General features: G+C 41.3%; 16 protein-coding genes. 11 read left to right on the top strand and 5 right to left on the bottom strand.

Features of this window, described 5'->3' with window-relative positions:
* Positions 1 to 46 precede the first annotated feature (46 nt).
* The 3 genes from COR50_RS01345 to COR50_RS01335 form a co-directional block, all read right to left on the bottom strand.
* Entirely contained in the window at positions 47 to 1,120 is a 1,074-nt protein-coding gene (locus tag COR50_RS01345; protein WP_098192304.1) for a LacI family DNA-binding transcriptional regulator, read from the bottom strand.
* Between the two features lie 83 nt (positions 1,121 to 1,203).
* Entirely contained in the window at positions 1,204 to 2,085 is an 882-nt protein-coding gene (locus COR50_RS01340) for an EamA family transporter (RefSeq protein ID WP_098192303.1), read from the bottom strand.
* 248 nt (positions 2,086 to 2,333) lie between these two features.
* Positions 2,334 to 4,886: a zinc-dependent metalloprotease gene (locus COR50_RS01335; RefSeq protein ID WP_098192302.1), complete on the bottom strand. Its 2,553-nt coding sequence runs from the start codon at positions 4,884 to 4,886 to the stop codon at positions 2,334 to 2,336.
* Positions 4,887 to 5,715: 829 nt separating this feature from the next.
* Here COR50_RS01335 and COR50_RS01330 point away from each other — a divergent pair.
* From COR50_RS01330 to COR50_RS01295, 8 genes are all read left to right on the top strand, one after another.
* Positions 5,716 to 6,570 (top strand): MotA/TolQ/ExbB proton channel family protein, encoded by an 855-nt coding sequence (locus COR50_RS01330; RefSeq protein WP_098192301.1) that lies wholly within the window; start codon positions 5,716 to 5,718, stop codon positions 6,568 to 6,570.
* Between the two features lie 70 nt (positions 6,571 to 6,640).
* A complete protein-coding gene (locus COR50_RS01325) occupies positions 6,641 to 7,294 on the top strand; it encodes an ExbD/TolR family protein (RefSeq protein ID WP_098192300.1) in 654 nt (217 codons plus the stop codon).
* 56 nt (positions 7,295 to 7,350) lie between these two features.
* Positions 7,351 to 7,938: an ExbD/TolR family protein gene (locus tag COR50_RS01320; protein WP_098192299.1), complete on the top strand. Its 588-nt coding sequence runs from the start codon at positions 7,351 to 7,353 to the stop codon at positions 7,936 to 7,938.
* Positions 7,939 to 7,980: 42 nt separating this feature from the next.
* Positions 7,981 to 8,817: an energy transducer TonB gene (locus COR50_RS01315; RefSeq protein ID WP_098192298.1), complete on the top strand. Its 837-nt coding sequence runs from the start codon at positions 7,981 to 7,983 to the stop codon at positions 8,815 to 8,817.
* Positions 8,818 to 8,928: 111 nt separating this feature from the next.
* A complete protein-coding gene (mnmE, locus tag COR50_RS01310; RefSeq protein ID WP_098192297.1) occupies positions 8,929 to 10,317 on the top strand; it encodes a tRNA uridine-5-carboxymethylaminomethyl(34) synthesis GTPase MnmE in 1,389 nt (462 codons plus the stop codon).
* Between the two features lie 232 nt (positions 10,318 to 10,549).
* Positions 10,550 to 11,569 carry a HEPN domain-containing protein gene (locus COR50_RS01305; protein ID WP_098192296.1) on the top strand — a complete coding sequence of 340 codons (1,020 nt, stop codon included), beginning with the start codon at positions 10,550 to 10,552 and terminating at the stop codon, positions 11,567 to 11,569.
* Between the two features lie 65 nt (positions 11,570 to 11,634).
* Positions 11,635 to 11,871, top strand: a complete 237-nt coding sequence (locus tag COR50_RS01300; RefSeq protein ID WP_157760583.1) for a hypothetical protein — start codon at positions 11,635 to 11,637, stop codon at positions 11,869 to 11,871.
* Positions 11,872 to 11,963: 92 nt separating this feature from the next.
* Positions 11,964 to 13,382 (top strand): hypothetical protein, encoded by a 1,419-nt coding sequence (locus COR50_RS01295; RefSeq protein WP_098192294.1) that lies wholly within the window; start codon positions 11,964 to 11,966, stop codon positions 13,380 to 13,382.
* Positions 13,383 to 13,592: 210 nt separating this feature from the next.
* Here COR50_RS01295 and COR50_RS01290 read toward each other — a convergent pair whose 3' ends face one another.
* A complete protein-coding gene (locus COR50_RS01290; protein ID WP_157760582.1) occupies positions 13,593 to 14,351 on the bottom strand; it encodes a DUF2971 domain-containing protein in 759 nt (252 codons plus the stop codon).
* 40 nt (positions 14,352 to 14,391) lie between these two features.
* Entirely contained in the window at positions 14,392 to 15,156 is a 765-nt protein-coding gene (locus COR50_RS01285; protein ID WP_098192292.1) for a hypothetical protein, read from the bottom strand.
* 323 nt (positions 15,157 to 15,479) lie between these two features.
* Between COR50_RS01285 and COR50_RS01280 the strand changes: the two genes are divergently transcribed.
* The 3 genes from COR50_RS01280 to COR50_RS01270 all read left to right on the top strand — a co-directional run bounded on the left by COR50_RS01280 (position 15,480) and on the right by COR50_RS01270 (position 22,030).
* Positions 15,480 to 16,575, top strand: a protein-coding gene (locus COR50_RS01280; protein ID WP_098192291.1) for an IS3 family transposase whose coding sequence is annotated in 2 segments (ribosomal slippage) — positions 15,480 to 15,742 and positions 15,741 to 16,575 — 1,098 coding nt in all. Because the reading frame shifts where the segments join, the coding sequence is not laid out codon by codon here.
* A gap of 653 nt (positions 16,576 to 17,228) precedes the next feature.
* Positions 17,229 to 18,554 (top strand): Fic family protein, encoded by a 1,326-nt coding sequence (locus tag COR50_RS01275; protein WP_098192290.1) that lies wholly within the window; start codon positions 17,229 to 17,231, stop codon positions 18,552 to 18,554.
* Positions 18,555 to 18,856: 302 nt separating this feature from the next.
* Positions 18,857 to 22,030: a S41 family peptidase gene (locus COR50_RS01270; RefSeq protein ID WP_098192289.1), complete on the top strand. Its 3,174-nt coding sequence runs from the start codon at positions 18,857 to 18,859 to the stop codon at positions 22,028 to 22,030.
* Positions 22,031 to 22,094 lie beyond the last annotated feature (64 nt).

Raw genomic sequence — 22,094 nt, 5'->3', positions numbered from 1 at the left:
GTCAGTATAATTAATTGTTAGGCTTAATTATTTATAAGGCGAATGATTAGTTTTTAGTTGATTCCCGTTCAATTAGTTCCAAGTCGAAGATGTAATTCTCATCGATGGTCAGCGCATCATTTTTATTGATTAATGCAATTAAGGTTGATACCGCTTTGGCGCCCATCTTGTAACCCGATTGTTCGATCGTTGTTAAAGAGGGGGCGATGATCCGGGAAGAGAGATCATTAGAATATCCGACAACTTTTATCTGCCCTGGAATATCGATACCTTGTTTCTTGGCTTCTTGTATAAAAGCTACAGCAGAGGAATCATTGGCAGAAAATAATCCATCAATATCCTTTCCAGAACTTAATAATTCCTTGGCCGCTACGCTACCGGCGTCCATGGTTAGGTTGTGCACATGCACCAGGCTTTCGTCGTACGGGATATTATATTTCTCCAAAGCAGCTTTATATCCCGCTAGGCGATATTCGTAGAGATTACAAGTTAATGCTCCCGCGAAGTGAGCAATCTTTTTACAGCCCCGTTGTATCAAGTGTTCCGTTGCTAAGAATCCACCTTTAAAATCATTCCCGGTAATGGAATAGCCTTCAAAGCCGATCGGTACACGGTCAAAAAATACCAAGGGAATATTGTTCTTAATAAAAGGATTAAAATGATCATAATTCGTTGTGAACATCGAAGCCGCTGCCAGCAGGCCATCTACCCTTAACGAGTACAAGGTGTTGACGACTTCCTTTTCCATCGCTACCGATTCATCACTTTGCGCGATCACGACGCTGAAACCATATTTGTGAGCCTCGTGCTGTATCCCGCTTATCGCGTTTGACTGGAAATACATCGAAGTACGCGGCACGATGAGGCCGATAATATTAGAGCGTTTCTTCCGCAAGCTGGAAGCGATCCAGTTAGGAACATAACCAAGTTCATTGGCAACTTGCTGCACTTGTTCCCTCGTTTCCTTGTTAATTAAAGCATTGTTTTGAAGGGCACGTGATACTGTAGATGCAGAAATTTGCAAACGTTGCGCGATATCGTATATCGTTATTTTTCCAGGCTGTTCTTTGTTAGACTTAGCCTTTTTACGCGGTTCTTGATTACTTTTTCTTGCTTTCACTTTGTGGATTTAAAGAACGATATTACGAATATATAACGGAAAATAGGTCTTCAATGTTACAATGGAAGGTATCTCCAGGTCGATTAACGTGCTGTTTTTTTGGTAAGATTGGCCCATACTATGGCCAGTAAAATGCAAGCCAGTCCCAGTATCTGCAATCCGGATACCGGCTCCTTTAAAACGATGGCCGCTGCAAATACCGCTACGGGAAGTTCTGCCGCACTCAAGATACCTCCCAGTGACAATCCCACTTTCGGCATACCTTTCGCGTATAACAACGGTGGCAAAACGGTGCCGAATACAGCCAAGGGTAACCCCCATAAAATTAAAGGCGATTCCCATAAGCGACCATTGACCAAATAAGTAGGCGGTAATATGATACTGACGATAATGAATGCCCCGGTCACCATCCAGGCGCTTTTTAACACCGGTGTAAACTGTAAACGGTTAGATGCATTTACCGTCATAAAAACTGTATAAAATGCAGCGGCCATTAAACCGAATAAAATGCCTACCCAGGGTAAAGAGTCATAAACATTGTTTACCATACCGCTAGCCATAGCCGTTCCTGCTAAGATTAGTAAAACACATATTAGTTCTATCCAACCCGGTCGCCTTTTGCGGATGAATGAATCTACAAGTATGTTCATCCAGGTAAATTGCATTAATAATAATATGGCGATACTAGCCGGGATATATTGAACACTATAATAATAACAAATACTCACCAGTCCCGTGGATGTGCCCATGAGCAATAAAACCAGTCCGTGTTTCAAATTACCTTGGAGACCGGTTGACTTTTTCCCAAAGGCAAAAATCAACCATAAGATCAGCATACCGATCCCGGCCTGCATGCCGCAAAGCTCGGAAAGTGTGAATCCTTCCTTGTAAGCAGACTTTACGATCGTTGATAATATTCCGAAACTACAAGCTCCCGTTAAAACTAAGATGGCTCCTTTCCACATGATAAGTCCTGGATGTTTGTGCGAATTTAGTGGATTCCCGGGGCCGGGCAAATTGAATATTGGCTACGCATGTCCACTGCGTTGGGAAAGAATAATTTTACACCTGATACTTACTATAAGTATAGGGATAAATAGCGTAACCGCTCATTCCTGGGCGGTTTTTTATTGTTTAGTTTTTGCCCATGAAAAAGCCCTGGCCGGATGAGCGGCCAGGGCTTTTCTGAAATTTATTGATCAGCTAAATGTTGTTATTTAGCATCTAAGGCAACTGTCAAGCGGTTTGCCAGGTCTTGCAAATGATAACGTGTCAACGCATCACCGCTACCGCTGGCTGCGCGGATTTCGTTCCTCAACACAACGGCATGTGCGCGTGCCAAGCTAGCTACATCCGAAGCGCTAGGATCGTTATTGCTACGACCGCCACGCATCATCGGGTTGGCATTTTCCTTTTTCTTGTCATCTTCAAACAACTTGATCAGGTCATCTACATAGCTTTTCTGTAAATTCCTGCGGTAAATATCGATGGAACCGCGGGTGCGCAATTCTTTCCAGATACCGGCTTTCAAGTCGGTCAACAAGTCATTGGCCGTATAAACGCCTTTACCGTAATTGGTTTCGCTATTTACAAGTTTGGTGAGGGTATAAGCATTTAACAGTCTGCCCAATACCGCATCTTGCAATTTTTTCACGATATCCGTAGCGTTGCCACCAGTTTTCGATAAAATATCTGTGCTGATGACCCAGGTTGGAGTAGTGAATAATTGTTTTTGCAAATAAGCCATGGCATCTTTTTGTTTAGCCTTTGGAACTACCTCGTACACGGAACCGGATTGTTCTACGGTTTTAGGAGTTTCATAGATACCGCCGATATTTTTCGCAACGTGACCATTGTAACGGTTGAACTGGCCAATAACTTCATTGTACAATTCATTCAAGTTACTATAACCTTCGTTTGGTGTGCGGGTCCAAGCTTCCAAATTCGGGATGATGCGTTGCAGGTTTTTAATACCGTAAGTGCTCGCGATCATCGCATTGTCACCTAAATCCTCGTTTTGAGAGCGTGGATCATCGGGGTTCATTTCAGTACCGAACCAGTAGATTTTATCTTTTAACCTGTTGATAACCCAATTGTTCAGGATCGGGGTTTCTTCATCAGCAGTGTTGGCGCCGGGTACATTTTTATAACCCCATTCGATCGCCCATTTGTCATAAAAGTTGATACGTGGGTATAAGTCAGCACCGGTAATGCCATCCCCGGGTTGAGCCACGTAGTTGAAACGGGCGTAATCCATGATGGAAGCGGCGTGGCCATATTTTTTAACCCATTCTTTATCCCTTAATTTTTCCACGGGGTAAGTGGAACTGGAACCGAAGTTGTGACGTAAGCCCAGCGTATGGCCAACTTCGTGGGAAGAAACGAAACGGATTAATTCACCCATCAACTCATCATCAAATTCCATTTTGCGGGCGCGTTCATCGTTCGGGGAAGCCTGCACGAAGTACCAGTTGCGTAATAAGCGCATCACGTTATGGTACCAATTGATATGGCTTTCCAGGATCTCGCCGGAGCGTGGATCATGCACATGGGGACCGCTGGCATTAGGAATAGGAGAAGGTTTGTAAACGATCGCGGAGAAACGCGCATCTTCCAGGCTCCAGGTAGAATCTTCTTCCTTAGTAGGCGCCATGCGTGCATAAATGGCATTTTTGAAACCGGCTTGTTCGAAGGCAGCTTGCCAATCGTTTACACCTTGGATCAAGTATTTTCTCCATTTTACCGGGGTAGCCGGGTCGATATAGAACACGATCGGTTTGATCGGCTCTACCAATTCTCCCCTCCTGAATTTGTCCATGTCTTCCGGTTTAGGCTCCAAGCGCCAGCGGGTGATCATGGTAATTCTCTTGATACCTTGCGGATCGGCGTCAAAGTCGGTATAACCGGTAGCGAAGAAACCTACACGCGGATCGAAATAGCGCGGTTTCATCGGAACTTTCGGTAATAAAATGATGGAGCTATTAATCTCTACCGTGGCGTTACCACCCGGGGTCGGGGGAGCGCCGGGAGAAGATTGCGGAGCTTTACCGTAAGTTTTAACGGTTTTGATCTCGGTGTTCATCGGGAATGACTTAACATCCACGATGTAGGATTTATCGCCTTGAACGCCTGTCAATTTGAACATCCCCTTAACTCGACCGTCAAAAAACAGTACATCGTTATCGCCGGAAATATAATCCGTCATATCGATGATCACACCGTTTTTAGATTTGGAATATCCCTTGACATCGAAAGAAGCAACGATCGGTTGGATATTGGAGTTCATCACGGACCAGTACATCGGTTGTGTAGAATCCTTGGAGACATCAGAAACGCTGATATTCCTTAAGAATACCTTATCGTTAGGGCCTTTTTCGAAACGGATCATGTTTTCGTTGATCTCGTCACCGGCAAAACCCATCATACCGGCACGCATGCCGGCGGCAGATTTAGAAAGCCTGGAAACCACGATCATGTCGCGGTTAAGCAAGGTATCAGGGATTTCAAAGAAATAGCGATCTTCCTGTTTGTAGATGTTGAATAAACCCGTATCGGCTACGGCTTTATCATTAATCAATTCATCGAATTTCTTCGGTTCACTTTTCTTCCCCTGTGGTGGGCGATGAGCTTGCGGTTGTGGAGCAGCAGTCGATGTAGTTTGCTTAGCATCCTTCTTTTTCTTTTTCTTCTGGCTAAAAGCAGGTCCGGCAGCCAGTACAGAGCCGGCACAGATAGCAGCAAGAACAAATTTGCTCTTTAAATGCATTGATTTGAAATGTTTAGATAATAATGATTGTGTTGATTTTACGCTATATTAACTTTAGTATAGGAATGCCGAGCTACTCTAAAGCAGGTGCAAATAAAACTATTCATTAAATTTTGACAATTAAATTCCATAAACGAGACAATCCCAGTAAGAAAGGCATGAATCTGCTCAAAATCGGCAAATAATAGCAGGAAATATATATGTATGATTAAATTATGTGATTTGGGAGAATCGGAGAAAGGGGAATAAAAATCTTTAATTCCAAGAGACAAAATAGCGGTTAAAAATGCCGTAAATCATTGATATTATTGAGTTTGGAGAGATGTTGCCACTTTTTAAGTGGTAATGGCAAATATCCATTAATTATTATATTTTTATATTTAAGTGTGCAATAAGAATGGAAAAGACCTGCTAATATGAAATTTTCTATTTGGACATTTGAAAATTTTCTTAAATTGTGCGTCCAACTTTGAAAAATTACTAAATTGCTGCTGAGAGAGTATAGTGGTCAAAGAAGGGGGGACGGTACAATACTGGGTTATTATTAGTTATAAGTGTTTGCTCAATCAATGTGGAAGTGATAGAAGCCCCTCTAGTGGCGGCTTTGAATAGTGCGTTAATTTTTGGGAAGATTTTTTGAGCTGCACTTGTTTTTTTGAGGTAACCTTATAACTTTGCGAATTACGCGTATGAAAGACGTTATCATCAAAATAAGACTATCACTTAGCTGCAGAAGTAGCAAATTGTGAATTGCTGAATTAATATCTTTTTAAATTTTTATTACTAACAAAACAAACAGTTTAATTTTTAACACTAAAATTCAATCAACATGGCTGAGACTAAAACAACTGTGACTGCAGCTGCTGCTAAGACGACTTCTCATCAAGGTAAAAAGTCTACCAATGTGTTTGCATTGTTGGCCGTACCTGTGTGCTTGGTTATTGCTTTTGTTTTCTACATCTATGTACTAGGTAATCCAAGCAACTTCGAAGGAGGAACTGTAGAAGGGCATCCAGTAAGCGAAGGTATCGGTAAATGGTTTGGCACAGTTTACAAAGGTGGTTATGTTGTACCCGTTCTTATTGCTACATTATTGACTTGTCTTTTGTTCGTTATCGAAAGAGCATTCTATCTTTCTAAGGCAAAAGGTAAATTCAGTGGTGCTGAGTTAGTTAGAAAAGTACAATATCACTTGGCTAACAGAAACGTAGAAGCTGCTTTGGCAGAGTGCGACAAACAAAAAGGATCTGTAGGTAACGTTTTGAAAGCAGGTTTGAAAAAGTACAAAGAAATGATTACCAACACTGAATTGGATACAGACCAAAAATTGTTGAGTATCAAGAACGAAATCGAAGAAACTACTTCCCTGGAATTGCCAATGATGGAAAAGAACCTCGTATTCTTATCCACTATCGCTTCCGTAGCTACTTTGATCGGTCTGTTCGGTACAGTATTAGGTATGATTAAAGCGTTCTCCGCGATGTCTAACTCAGGTGCTCCCGATTCTTCTGCATTGGCCTTGGGTATCTCTGAAGCCTTGATTAACACCGCTTTAGGTATCGGTACTTCTGCTATCGCGATCATCTCTTACAACTACTTTACTACGAATATTGACAGCATCACTTACGCTATCGATGAGTCTGGCTTTACTTTAACTCAAAGCTTTGCCGCTAATCACAAATAATTTTCGTAAATTTTTATGGAAATTTTCTGATTAGACATCTTATTAGCGAAACAACTATAAAAGGAGTGATATGCCAAAAGTAAAAATGCCAAGAAAAAGCACTAACATCGACATGACGGCGATGTGTGACGTGGCTTTCTTGCTCTTGACCTTTTTTATGCTGGCAACCAAGTTCAAACCGGATGAGCCGGTAACTGTGGTAACTCCGTCATCTATCAATACCCAATTATTACCAGATTCTGACGTGATCCTGATCACCGTGGATGAAAAAGGCAGGGTATTCTTCAGCATGGACGGCCAGCCTAAAAGAAGAGAATTATTGACCAACCTGAATGATAATTTCAATTTGGGACTTGGTAAACAGGAGATCGATAATTTTGCTATCGGATCCAGTATTGGTACTGACTTTAAAAGCTTGAAAACTGTCCTGGATATGACCCCGGCAGAACGTAAAGACAGCCAAGTAGAAACAGGTATCCCAACGGACTCTACAGACAACCAACTCGCCATCTGGATCGAGTATGCAAGGTCTGCCCAAGGGAATAACCGTAACTTGAAATACTGTATCAAGGCAGATAATAAGACTCCTTATCCTAAAATCGAAGCAGTATTGTCTACCTTTAAAGAAAAAGGTATTCAAAAACTGAACCTGGTAACAGATTTGGAAGGTATTCCACCGGGAACAGCCGCTGCCGCTTTACAGGAAGAACAATTAAAAAAGTAAACACTAATTTTCCCCGCAAGGGATCTTTAGATTGATAACTTAAAATAGCTTGCATCATGGCTGAAATGGATACCAGCAGTAGTGGCGGTGGCAAGAAGCACGGTGGTACGAAATCCAAGAAACTTTCGACCCGTGTGGATATGACCCCGATGGTGGACTTGGGTTTTCTGTTGATTACCTTCTTCATGTTGACCACTACCATGTCTAAGCCTAAAACAATGGACCTTGCATTGCCAAAGGATACCAAGGATGAAGCAGAACAGAATAAAGTAAAAGAAAGTACTGCTTTAACCATTCTCCTGGGTAAAGATCATAAGGTATATTATTATGAAGGTTTAGCTCAAGATCCGGAAGCATCTGCCGATCCTAATTTCTTCAACGTTTCCTCTTTCGCCAACAAGGGCGGTATCAGGGACGTGATCATCAAGAAAAGGGACGAAGTTTCTCAAAAGCGTAATGCCAAAGGAGAACCGGAAGATGTGGTGGTAATCATTAAACCGGATGACGAATCTACTTACAAGGATTTCGTGGACATCCTGGATGAAATGGCTATCAACCGTATTCAACGTTACGCTACTGTAGATATTTCCGATCAAGATAAAGAATGGATTAAATCTACAGAAGCAGCTAACTCTGCTCAATAATCTTTGGACAAATTTATTTGCATCCAATAAAATTTTTAAACAATGGATTCAGCTAAAATATTAAAATCCGACTTTCTTGATATCCTGTTCGAAAACAGGAACAAGGAATACGGTGCTTATGAGTTGCGCAGGCAATACAATAGGCGTGTGCGGAATTCCATCATAGCAACTGCTTCCTTTGCATTGATCATTATCGGGGGGTACTTGATCTCCAAGTCCTTAAAAGGTAATGAGGATGTGCAGAAGAAGAAACCTGTGATTGAAGATATTAAGCTGGAGGATGTGAAGTTGCCGGATGATCCGAAAACTCCGCCACCACCTCCGCCACCACCAGCTCCGCCACCGGCAGTGAAACCAACAGTTAAATTCACCCCTCCTGTAATTAAGAAGGATGAAGAGGTACCTGCTGAAGAGGAACCACCAAAAGTGGAAGAAATTAAAGACCAAGCTATCGGTACCAAAACAGTTGAAGGTGATCCTAACGGTATTGACCCGGGACTGTTAAGTGATAGTAAAGGTACCGGCGTAGTAGAAGCTCCGCCGCCGCCGCCGAAAGAGCAGATCTTTACTTTCGTAGAAAATCCTCCGACCTTCCCAGGTGGTGAGGAAGCACTGCAAAAATATCTTAGGAAAAACGTTCGTTATCCACATATGGCTTCTGAAAATGGTATCTCAGGTACCGTATTCGTAACATTCGTCGTGGATTCCGAAGGTAAAATCAAGGATGTTAAGACCGTAGGCGCCAAAAAAGGCGGTGGTCTTGAAGAAGAAGCGGTTAGGGTTGTTAAGGGTATGCCTGATTGGAAACCCGGTAAACAAAACGGACGTAACGTATCCGTACAGTTTAACCTACCGATTCGCTTTACTTTGCAAGAGTAGTACACTCGTTACTTTTTCGTAACTTTACATAATTCCTCACCATTAACGTGGTGAGGAATTTTTTTGTATTTCATTGATTACCTGTTTATTAGGATTTAAAAATCTTGACTTATGCTGGGGAAATTGGCGAATTATGATGATACTATCGTTGCTCTAGCAACAGCGCCCGGAATCGGGGCGATAGCGGTCATCCGTTTGAGTGGGGCGGAAGCCATAGAGGTTGTGGACAAGCTGTTCCCTTCGAAGGATTTAACTACGCAAAAAGGTTACACGATCCATTTTGGAGCATTGACGAACCCTGTTAACCAACAGGTTATTGACGAGGTATTGGTCAGCTTATTCAAGGGGCCGAAGTCTTACACGGGTGAAGATACTATAGAAATTTCCTGCCACGGTTCCCCGTATATACAGCAACAAATCATCGATGCCTGTGTGCAAGCAGGCGCCAGGATGGCCAAACCGGGAGAGTTTACCCAGAGGGCATTTATCAATGGAAAATTAGACCTTACCCAAGCAGAATCAGTGGCCGACCTGATTGCCAGCAATACGGCAGCCTCCCATCAAACAGCGATGCAGCAAATGAGGGGTGGTTTTTCCAAGGAACTGAGAGACCTGAGGGAAGAGCTGATAAAATTCTCCGCCCTGGTAGAGTTGGAGCTTGATTTTAGCCAGGAAGATGTCGCATTTGCAGATAGAACCCAACTGTACGAACTGGTGAGCCGCTCCGGCAGCTTAGTGCGAAAGCTGATAGATTCCTTCCAAATGGGTAACGTGATTAAAAATGGGGTCAGTACCGCCATTGTAGGTAAACCCAATGCAGGGAAGTCGACCTTGCTAAACACCTTGTTGAACGAGAACCGGGCCATCGTGAGCGAAATCGCCGGAACAACCCGCGATACTATCGAGGAGATCCTGAATATCCAGGGGATTTTATATCGCCTGATCGACACGGCAGGCATCCGCGAAAGTATCGATGCTATCGAGAGCATCGGTGTGCAAAAGTCGCTGGAGAAAATGCGCAGCGCCGGGTTAGTCATTTATTTATTCGATGCCCTAGAAACGACACCGGAAGCGCTTGCACAACAAAAAGCAGAGTTGGCGCAAGCTAATATCAATTATTTGCTGGTTGCCAATAAGATCGACATCCTCGGTGAAGATGCCGCCAAAGCTAAATTTGCCGATACCCCGGGCATCATTTACATTTCCGCCAAGAACCACGACCATATACAACAATTGAAAGATGCCCTCGTAACCAGCGTAATGGGCGGTAAAATCAACACGGAAGATACGATCATCACGAACGCCCGCCATTATGCGGCCTTGCAGTCCGTCCGCAAATCGCTGGAGGATGTGCGCACCGGAATGGACAATGACTTGCCGGGAGATTTGCTGGCTTTAGATATCCGTCATTGCTTGCATTACCTCGGGGAAATCACCGGGGAAGTGACGAATGAGGACCGGTTGGATTTTATTTTTTCGAAGTTTTGTATCGGGAAGTAATATCGGGTTCTTTGATATGCGTTTTGTTGTCTTTAGTGCGGTGGTATTGGGTTTCCCTTCTTCTAGTATAGCTTTTTTGATTTTGTTTAGCTTTTTCTTGTTGCAATTGTGTTACGAAAATAAAAGGAGGTGGATTTTGGTTACGAAAAGGGACAGTATGGTACGTATGATATCGTTTCCTTACGAGTAACCAAGCGGAATAAAATTTAAACTTGCCCCCAATTTAATAAGTATGAAATATTATAAGATCATCGCATTTTGTTCCAACCGGGTTACAGGCCATTTCAAGTTTAAAGATATTTTTCAGATTTATCCACTGGACACGGTTGATGCACCGACTAGCGACTTTGTAAAGTACTACCCATTTGTGCTGGAATTCCGTTTGTCAGACAACGGCCAGATCGAACTGGACGGTGAGTTGAAAGAAGTCAGCAATATAATTGGAGAGCTGACGGCCGAAGTAAACTTCCAGAACAGGATACTAAAGCTGCTCACTGCTTTCAGCAATTATCGTTTTTTTATTCCCCCGATAGAACCGCAATGGTTTGTCCACGCAGAGGGACTGAGCAAGGATGAAATGGATAACCAGACAAGCGCAGCTGGCTTAAATATTTATTTTTATCCGAAGTTAAAAGAAGTCGTCCCCTTCACAGAATTCACCAAGGTTGATTATCCGCAAATTGATACCGGGGAACATCCCCAGTGCTTTCAGCATATCGATCTGAGTGGAAAGGAGGAAGTAACCTTTTCCCATTATTTGTCAACCGCGCTGCACAATTATTTTCTATTGTCTGATGAACAACAGGCTCCTGTGGACTCCGCTATCGAATTGATCAACCAGGGCGTCGCATTGAGAGCTACTACCAAAAGTCTTTCTTTTATCGCGTTCGTCTCGTCCATAGAAACTATGGTGGCCCATGAAACAAAGGACGTTCCGCTCGAAAAGTGCGCGGCTTGCGGACAGGATAAATACAAGGTCATGGCGAAGTTCAGGGATTATTTGTTTGAGTATGTTGCCGATGGTCCTGATGCCAAAAAGACCATCAACGAAATATATGGTTTGCGTTCAAAAATAGCCCATACGGGTTTGTTATTATTTGGCGACGGTAAAATTGATTGGACTGCAAACGCTGAAGGTGACAAACATTATGATCTCCATCTTAAATCCAGTATGATCAGCCGGTTGAGCCTGATGAACTTGATACTCATGAGGGGCGATAAAGAAAAGAAAGCTGGTGGCGGGACAGTATAATAAGACCGAAGATGTCTGCATGGTGATTGTAAATTTTCCATTGCTCTTTGCTGCTCCTCAAAAATGTGAGGCAGAATGTTTTTATGGTTACGCATATAGAACAGTGCATTCCAGGCTTCGTAGACAAGCTGAAGCATATAGAGACGGAGGCCTATTTGGATGTAAAGGCAGCTAAAATCCCTGATTTTCGATCGAAGCAGCAGAAGGTGGATTGGCGCCGCTTTGAATGGAAACCTTATCCTACATTAAGGAATGCCGCTTTGCTTCTGAATATTGCTCCGTTACACTCCGCCGGTGGGTAAAAGAGGATGTTATCTCAAGTAATCAGGTAGGGAAGAAGTACAGGACGAGAAAGCTGGAAGTAATAGTTGATCATCTAAAACCATTGACTTCAATGAATATGAGAAAAATCAAGTATGTAAGAGAAGAAATAGCTTTGATTGAGCGATTGGTTAATGGAACACCTCGATATTATAAAATAGTTCAAAATGAGGTCGATAACTCTGCGGCGATCTTAAAGAAAGCCTTTACAAAGGGTTTTGACGCATGGATACTAACTCGCAAATTGGAGATTAAAGATGAGGTTAAAAGCAAGAGTTTTACCTTGACAAGGGGAAATAATCTCGTAATTATCAAAGATTTCTTTGTCGCAAATAGATCGGAACGTATTAGACGTGGCCTAGCGCCTTTATCTGCCATCAAAGTCAATGTTAACGAAATGCGTGGAAGTAAGGAACATTCTTCTACTGCTTTTTTTAAAACATTTATTCCTATTTCTAAGGATTTCAAATGGCATTCGATATTTGATGATGATGTAATAGATCTTGATACCGGGAAAAGCGTTCATGGGTTATTAACTGTTAAAGTTGATAACATCAGCTTGGATTTGTATTCTTTTAAGCATAATAGTAAAAACTATCTCGTTCTTGAAGCAACCACAGAAATTGATCTTGAAACATTCGATAATTATTGTTGGTCAACGCTTATCGCAGTAGCATTTATCAATGGGCAGCTATGGCAAGGTGATCAGTTTTATTTTAGTTATCAGGATATGGATATGAAAGTGTTTGATACCTGGTCCTATGTAAGAAGGCGTAATAGTATTACTTCAATTTACCCCGCGATAACATCAAATCCGCACAGTTGGATGAAAGATAGTGATGATGCAGATCAATATAATGACGGCAGTTTGGTGAATATAGGTAGTACACCTCTCAGTAAGTTGTGTCAATGGGTGCATGACAAAGACATGCATAAAAGCATTGCTTTGCTGATAATTGAATCAAAATCGGCTTCTTTGCTTTTGATGCCTGCAGGCTTTGCCATTGCAATAGAAGGGCTGGCGACGTTGTTTGAGTTGAAAGAAGGTGAAAAAGTAAAACCTATTTCGAATAAAGCAAGGGGGGTAGAGTTCGTGAATAAATTACTTCAGGTCCTCAACGATTATGATGATGATGAACATTTTGTTGGTAAGAAAATATTAAGAACAAATATCATGCAGAACGTAAATAGAGCAACAAATCGAGAGCGGCTGCTAATCCCATTTAATTTATTAGGTATTGAAATATCACAAGATGACCGTATGGCGTTAGATTATAGGAATGATCTCTTGCACGGAAATGTCATTTTAGAACCGATCGTAAGGAAAAAGTATGAAATGAATACAACTGAATTATCAATGCGTTTGATGACCCTTGCAAATGCCATAATTATGAAGAATATTGGATATAATGGAAGAATATTGAATCATGTTAAACTTCAAGAGCAGAGTATGGAGAGAGTTATTCAAGAGGATCATTTCAGAAAGATATAACGGCTTTTGAATGCTCATTTTTGCGATTGTAAGCATCGATTTTTTCGCTTCAATTGATTTTCTGGATGCAATACACCAGATTGAAGTGAGAATCGAAAATTCGCGTTATTCAAAGTTGAATTTTAATAACACTTAGACCTTCGGTTAACTTCAAAGGAAGGATAAGCACGGGAGAGTTTAAAAGTTAATTAAGGAGCCTAGCGGCTACATTTAATTCCACACCTTTTCGAACTTTAGTTTCAGTTCAAACGGGGCTGGATAAACAACATATACTGGAATTTGCGGAAATTTTATTTCTTGAATCTCTAATAGCAGCTTATATGCGCTTGGATTGGTGTCAACTATACTATGGCCGATGTAAATAGCTTCTACTGATTCTGGATAAAAGATCATTTCCCTTTCATTCGTAATCTCAGCAATTAATCTCCATTCTTGTTCGTATTCCCAATGTTTGAATTTAGTGGTGAATAAATAATTTTGAGCAAATGGTAATTGCTGCTCTATACTTACTGGGGATGCTGGATAAATTACTTTTGTAAAAGAATGGCGAGGGAATATTTCTCGATTTGCATTTGCATCAATATTATCGCCACGGAATCCTAAGCAAAATCCGTTATAATTGTTAGTGTAATGTGCCCACATTAAATGATTGTCTAATGTTTCTGAAAGACAACATATGCCAATGTTTCTAACATTGTTTCTTTTTACTGAAGTGTACTTTGAAATATTTTGTACATCTTTTATTAAATTGATGTTACAGTCAAAAGGGTCATTAAACGACGAAGGGTTAGCTAGGTAGAAATAGTTCCTAAGTAATGCGTCGATACTGTAAAGATTTAACGAATAATACTTATATAACTGTTTGCAGGATTTTGGATTCTTATTGCCGTTTTTATAAATATCCCATATATTATTTTTCTCATCATTCAACCTGTATACGTATTCTTCGTCAATGATATATTCATTCATTGTTTTCAATTTTATTTTATGATACTTATTTGAGATCATTTTAGCCTAATGAGCCTGAATACTTCTTGAATATTTTTATCCGATTTTTAAGCCTTTTCTCGTATGTTCCTTCGTCCACCTGTATTGATGTAAATACTAAAATGTCGGCAACCTGTAATACATAAAGAAGTAGTGCGGGAAGCCTCGAATAAATATACTCCCATTGGCTATCAATACTTTCTTGGTTGCTGAATATAAAGTTGAAGTTTTGCTTTTCAGTATTGAAAAGTTTGCTACGAGTAGTCGTAAGGTGTAATGCTTTTTCTGATAGATTTATAATGCTATTTGCCACTAATTTATCAAATATCATCGTGTTAAGATCATCTGCTGTGATCGGGTTATTCTGAATTGCCTCGATTGAAGCGTTTATTAGTGCAGTTCTGTCTTCTGGGGAAACGGATGCGGGATCAAATCCTTCTTCATTGTTAAATTTTTCGATGAAATTTTCTTCGAAAAGTAGTCTGAGGATAATGATTAACGTATAGACAAAAGGTTTTCTAAGCAATGAGAAAGTAACCGTAAGCCTTTGTTTAAGGGAACAGACTAGGGCTTCTTGGGTGAAGTAACAGATGTCGCTGAGAAGTCCTACTATTAGGTTCATCTTAATAATATGATTGTAGTCATCTTGCCGTCCTTTCCTTAAAAGATAATCAAGCAAGTGTTCTCCTTCCTGAATATCATTGTCATCCGTTTTGATAACCTGAACGAAAAGCTCTTTAAATTCTTTCCTTAGGAGAAATTCTTCAATTTGAAACGTTAACGACATGCACGTGTCATGTTTTTCATGATATTTCTTAGGTAGATAAAAGTAGTTTCTCATTTAATGTGGGATTGCTGCAAATATCCTGAATTTTTAGTGTTTGAGAGGAAAAGCTGGTATTTTATTTATTTGTAATTTATTACATGTGATAGTGTGGGATAAATTGCATCAATTTCTACTTGGATTAATGCGCTATTACCTATTTGTATTTTTATTTATGGAGATGGTTACGAATGTGTTATTAACTAATATTTATTGTGTAAGTATCCCTATTCTGGTAACAGTTTAAACTTAGATAAAAAAGACTAAATTTAAACTGAACTACCATCATGAAAAAGACCAGATTCACAGAAACCCAGATTGTGTCTATTTTGAAGCAGCAAGAGAACGGGTTTGCTACAAAGGACATTTGCCGCGAACATGGCATTTCTGAAGCCACTTTTTATAACTGGAAAAGCAAGTATGGAGGCATGGAGGCTTCAGACGTGAAGCGCCTCAAAGACCTGGAGGAAGAAAATTCCAGGCTCAAAAGAATGTATGCGGACCTCTCTCTTGACAATCAGATACTGAAGGATCTATTCACAAAAAAGGCTGGGCCCTTCCACAAAAAGACAAGTAGCAGAAGAACTGGTCGCAGACCAGGGTGTCTCTGTGAGCAGGGCCTGTCGAATAGTTTCCTTTCCCCGTTCAAAGTTTTACTATCGTAGTCGTAGAAATGACCAGGTGCTGATAGATGCCCTTCAGGACCTTGCTTTTAAGCATACTTCCTACGGTTTTCGCAAGCTTTTTGCCTATTTGAGGCGTGCTGGCCATCACTGGAATCATAAAAGAGTATATCGGGTATACAGGCTGCTTAAACTGAATAAGAGGAAGAAGCTCAAACGGAGAGTGCCAGCCCGTATCAAACAACCATTGCAGCAGCAAACCAATGTTAATATCATCTGGAGTATGGATTTCATGAGTGATAGCCTGACCGGAAACAAACGCTTCAGGACATTTAACGTGATAGATGATGGCTCCCGCGAGGTCCTGGGTATAGAAATCGATACTTCACTATCCTCATACCGAATTGTGCGGGTATTGGAAAAAATTATTGAATCCAGAGGGAAACCAGCTGCGATAAGAACTGATAATGGCCCGGAGTTCACTTCCGGGTACTTTGAACAGTGGTGCCATCAGCATGATATCAGGCTACAATACATTCAACCAGGCCGACCGATGCAGAATGGTTATATCGAACGATTTAATCGTCTTTACAGAGAAGCCGTCCTGGATGCCTATATTTTTGAGGACTTGTACCAGGTAAGGGAATTAACCGATGCCTGGATCGAAGAATATAACCAGAGAAGACCCCACGAATCTTTGAAAAACATGACGCCTTGCGAATGGAAAACGGAGTTGCAAAAATCAAGAAACTCCATTTAATCGCTGTTACCTAGATGGGGTACTTACAATTGCAATCATATTTCGGGATACAAGCGGAGTTCATATCTTTATGCACTTTCTGTATCGGGAAGTAAGCCGGTGAACAAAATTATAAAGTGGCATAAAGCATCTTCTGATTATTTTATGTTTGTCCCTGCATATTAATCCCTCGATTCCGGTTTTCCTTACTGGTTGTTTCTACAAATTTATTAGATTTACTTATGCTGTAATTCGATCAATGTTACTTGGTGAATACAGCCAAAATAGTGGAATAACATCAAGAATTATCGCCCTGGTATAGTGTCCACGTACCCAGTACCAGTGACCAAACGCGCATTATCTGCCGAAATTGATCGTTGTGACTGCTCTAATTTTGAAAGGTAAAAACAACGATGAAATCCATCCAGTCAATTAGCTTTCCGTTGTGACTGCTCTAATTTTGAAGGGTAAAAACAACAAATTCATCCTCGAAAACTTTCTAGATTAAGGTTGCAACTGCTCTAAACAATAATATTAAATGATCCCTACCCCTGTAAATGACAATATCCCTCTTCCAAATATCTCCTAAAATTGTAAAAATTAGGAGATGTTGGCATTTGGAGTACTCGAAATGTGCCTGAAATCTCCTAATTTTGAAATAAATAGGAGATTTTATGAGATTGCCTGAACGTCCACCATTGATCCCCAAAGGTTTCGATTTTACAAAACTTTTGACCACACTGGCTCAAATCGGGAGGATTGACGAGTTTAATTTCATAGCCAGTGATAAGTATTACTATTATGACAAATGGAAATACAGGGCGAAAGAGTGGGGTATTGACCCAAAATTGCTTTGGGGAGCGGTTAAGATATACAGGCGTTTTTCAAATAAGAAGATGGCTATCGGCGGGCTACGGGAATTGGAGTTCTTCATTAGCTTCCCTTCGTTAGTCCAGGAATATTTGCATGAGTTTGATATGAATTTGGGCGGGTCATTGCAAGGGGAAATGATTATTCCTAGAGAGGACCGGGATAGGTATCTTATAAGTTCCTTAATGGAAGAAGCTATTGCGTCAAGTCAACTGGAAGGTGCTGCCACTACAAGGAAAGTGGCAAAACAAATGCTGGAGAGTAACCGTAAGCCTAAAAATCAAGCGGAGCAGATGATTGTAAATAATTACAATGCTATGCAATGGATTGTAAGGAACAAAGAAATCCCCATTACCCTAAGCAATATTAAACATCTGCATGCTATCCTGACTAAATCGACCATGGCAGATGTAAATGAGGAAGGTGCGTTTAGGACGGATGATGACGTAAAAGTCGTAGATGTGCAAACGGGAACTGCCATTTATACACCGCCCAAGGCGGAAGATTTGGACAGGTTGATGGCGGCCTTCTGTGACTTTGCAAATGATCGGGAAACATATGGGTTCTTTCTACATCCAATTGTAAAGGCAATCATCATCCATTTTTTGGTAGGGTATATTCATCCATTTGCTGATGGTAATGGAAGAACTGCCAGGACGATTTTCTATTGGTATCTCCTGAAGCATGGGTATTGGCTTATCGAGTTTATGTCCGTTTCCCGGATTATATTGTCATCGAAAGCCCAATATAGCAGGGCTTACCTCCACACGGAGCAAGATGATAATGATCTTACCTATTTTCTTAATTATAACTTGAAATGTATCCGTTTGGCTTTAGTAGATCTGAAGTTGTACATTAAGAAGAAGTCAGAAGAAAAACAGCATGCCATGAGTATGCTGCGCTCAACAACTTTAAATGAGCGACAAATTGTATTGGTCCAGGAAGTGCTGCGCACACCAACTGCTTATTTTACCGTAAAACAGGTAGAGATTAAATTCGGCATAAGCAATCAGACTGCACGGAATGATCTGAATGGTTTGGTGAATGAGGGCTTATTTGAAGAGAGAAGATTGGGTAAGAAGAGCCAGTATTTACCTGTCAAGGAATTTGAAAAGAAAATAGTTTCCTGAAATCGATATTTATATAATTGATTATCAATAATTTTTTGTTCTGTTCCCAGCTTGACAGCCTGGTGTATCCCTATTATCTCCTAAAATTTCAAAAATTAGGAGTTTTTAGGAGATGTATTCAATGCACGCTGTTTTTAAATGAAGCCATCATTACGAATTAGAGCCATTATGGTAAACCATACTCCATAATCTACATTCCAGTTTACACCATCCGATCAATTTATCTACTCCTTCATTATTTTACCTGCGGCAACAACATCCTCCCTTTTTATTGTATTTTAAAGCTTCAAACTGCTTTTTTTATGAAGAAATTCCTATTCCTAGCTGCGTTGCTCAGCGCATTCCGGTTATCTGCCCAGACAAGCCCGGTATATTTTTTGTCTAACCCTTGCCTCACCCCGGATGGACAAACGGTCATCTTCAGCTTTGAAGGGGATCTGTGGAAAGCGCCCGTGAAAAGTGGTGAAGCCACCAGGCTTACGGCTATGCAAGGCTATGAAACCAATCCCAGGGTATCTCCCGATGGTAAATGGATCGCCTTTACCGGGCGGCAATTTGGGAATGGTGATATATTCATTATACCGTTCGAAGGTGGTGAAATCCAACAACTAACTTACCATAGCGGCAACGATGAAGTGGCGAGCTGGAGCTGGGACTCGCAATGGATTTATTTTAACAGCAGCAGGATGGGACAATCCGCCGGATTTAAAGTTGCCCTGAAAGGCGGCACCCCGCAAAGGGTATTCGGGGATTATTTCTTCCAATATGATCATAACCTGGTTGAAAATCCCGTTTCGGGCGAGATATTCTTTAACGATACCTGGGAAAGTTCTAACCAGGTACAACGTAAAAGGTATAAAGGTCCCTTTAATCCCGATATCCAATCTTATAACCCTAAGACTAAACAATATAAAAAATACACAACCTGGGAAGGGAAAGACTTTGGCGCCACGATCGACAAACAAGGGAATGTTTACTTTATCTCTGATGAAGGAAATGGTCAATATAATCTTTATACCCTGGATAAGTCCGGTGCAAAGAAAGCGCTGACCCGTTTTAACGCTTCCATTAAAACCCCGCAGGTAAATGCAGATGGCGGCTCCATCGTTTTTGAAAAGGACTACCAACTGTGGCTGTACGATGTCAAAGCAGGGAAAGAAAGAAAGCTGAACATCCCGATCATCAGGAATAATATCCTGCCGAAAGAAAAGGACTTCGATGTTAAATCCAACATCACGGCATTCGATGTTTCTTCCGATAATAAAAAAATAGCTTTCGTTTCCAGGGGAGAGTTGTTCGTGAGTGATATAGAAGGCAAATTCGTTCAACAAATTAACCGCGGCTCTGCTGAACGTGTGCGCGAAGTGAAGTGGATGAGCGATGATAAAACATTGTTGTTTAACCAGACTTATAAAGGTTATACCAACTTGTACACCATCGCGGCAGATGGTAAAGGCGCCATGAAGCAACTTACCAGCGATGCCAGGAATAACCGCCAGATCGTTTTGAATAAAAAGAGGGATAAAGCTGTATACCTGGGTGGTAGGGATGAAGTTCGACTGCTCGACCTGGAGACCGGTAAAAGCAAGCTGTTAGCGAAAGAGGAGATTTGGGGTTTCCAGAACAGTGACCCTAGTTTTTCGCCCGGTGATGAATACGTGATGTTCTCCGTGTACCGCAACTTTGAGCGTGAAATATTCGTACATAATCTCAAGAACAATAAAACAACCAACCTTACCAAAACCGATATCACGGAGTCAGACCCGGCTTGGTCGCCCGATGGAAAATATATTTATTTCACTTCCCAGCTATTGAAACCGTCTTATCCATTCGGTATGCCGGATGCAAAAGTATACAGGATAGCATTGGAGAATATCGATGAACCTTTCCGCAGTGATAAGTTTGAAGAACTCTTTAAGGATGATAAGAAGGATGAAAGTAAGAAAGACGATAAGAAAGCTTCAGATACAAAGAAAGATATGGCAAAAAAAGATGAAGAGAAGGATGCGGCCGGATCTATTGTAATCGATACTGTCCGGATCATGGAAAGACTGGAACATATCGGTCCGAATACCGGTACACAGTTCTTTGCCGGTGTTTATAAAAAGGGTGATAAAACAACCGTTTTATACATAAGCAACCATGGTGGCGGAAGGAATGCCTTGTGGAAAACCGTAAAAGAACCTTTCGAAGATGATAAAACCGAAAAAATTGCCGGTACGGAAGGCGGATTGAGATCTATCGTTGATGCTGGGGATAAATTATACGTATTGTTGAACGGCAGTATCCAGAAGCTCAATTTGGATGCGAATAAGGTTGAACCCATCAGTATCAGCAATACTTTCCGCCGTAACCTCGCTTCCGAGTTCGCTCAAATGTTTGAAGAAGCCTGGGCACAGATGGAAGAAAATTATTACGATGGTAATTTCCACGGTATTGACTGGAAGAAAACCAAGCAATATTATCAACAATTCATTCCTTACTTAAATAACAGGGCAGATCTACGCGTACTTCTCAATGATATGTTGGGCGAGCTGAACTCTTCGCACCAGGGCTTCGGTACTTTCGGCTCCGATGAATCGATCGACCTAAGCAATAGTACGATGGAAACTGGGATTATATTTGAGAATACCGATCCTTACACGGTCAAATATGTTGTAAAACGTTCCGCGGCAGACAAAAAAGGAGTTGATATACAACCGGGGGATGTACTGGTAAAGGTGAATGACGAAGTGGTAGATAAATCAATGGACAGGTACTATTATTTCACGCGCCCTTCGCGGGATAATGAAATTAACCTGGAATTTACCCGTGCCGGTAAACCTGTAAAGGTGAAGCTGCACCCGCAAGGAAGCCTTTATGCAAATCTGTATGATGAATGGATCGACCATAATCAACAACGGGTAGACGAGAAAAGTAAAGGAAGGATTGCTTACGGTTACATGAAAAACATGGGACAAGGGGAGCTAGCCGAGTTTATCATGGATATGACCCGCGAACTGAATAATAAAGATGCGCTCATCTTCGATTTACGCTACAATACCGGCGGTAATGTTCACGATGAAGTTTTGAAGTTCCTCTCCCAAAGGGCTTACCTGCGCTGGAAATACAGGGATGGCAGCTTCGCTTTACAACCGAATTTCTCCCCCGCTGATAAACCGATCGTTTTGCTGATTAACGAACAATCGCTCAGTGATGCCGAAATGACTTCCCAAGGTTTTAAAGCCTTGAAACTGGGTAAGATCATCGGGAACGGTACTTACCGTTGGATCATCTTTACCAGTGGTGTAGGACTTGTTGACAATTCATCTGTCCGGATGCCGGCCTGGGGTTGCTATAGTTTGGAGGGAAATGATTTGGAAAGCACGGGTGTAGAACCTGATATTAAAGTGATCAATACTTTCGAAGATAAACTGAACGGCCGCGATCCGCAACTCGATAGGGCGATAGACGAGATATTGAAGCAATTGCGTTAAGCATTACCTTGGTAGGCAGCAATATATTTTACAGCCGTAAAACGATCTGAATATTAAAGAGATT

This window comes from Chitinophaga caeni (assembly GCF_002557795.1).
In the GTDB taxonomy this organism is placed as follows: Bacteria; Bacteroidota; Bacteroidia; order Chitinophagales; family Chitinophagaceae; genus Chitinophaga; species Chitinophaga caeni.
This window is presented reverse-complemented; position numbering and strand designations above follow the sequence as displayed.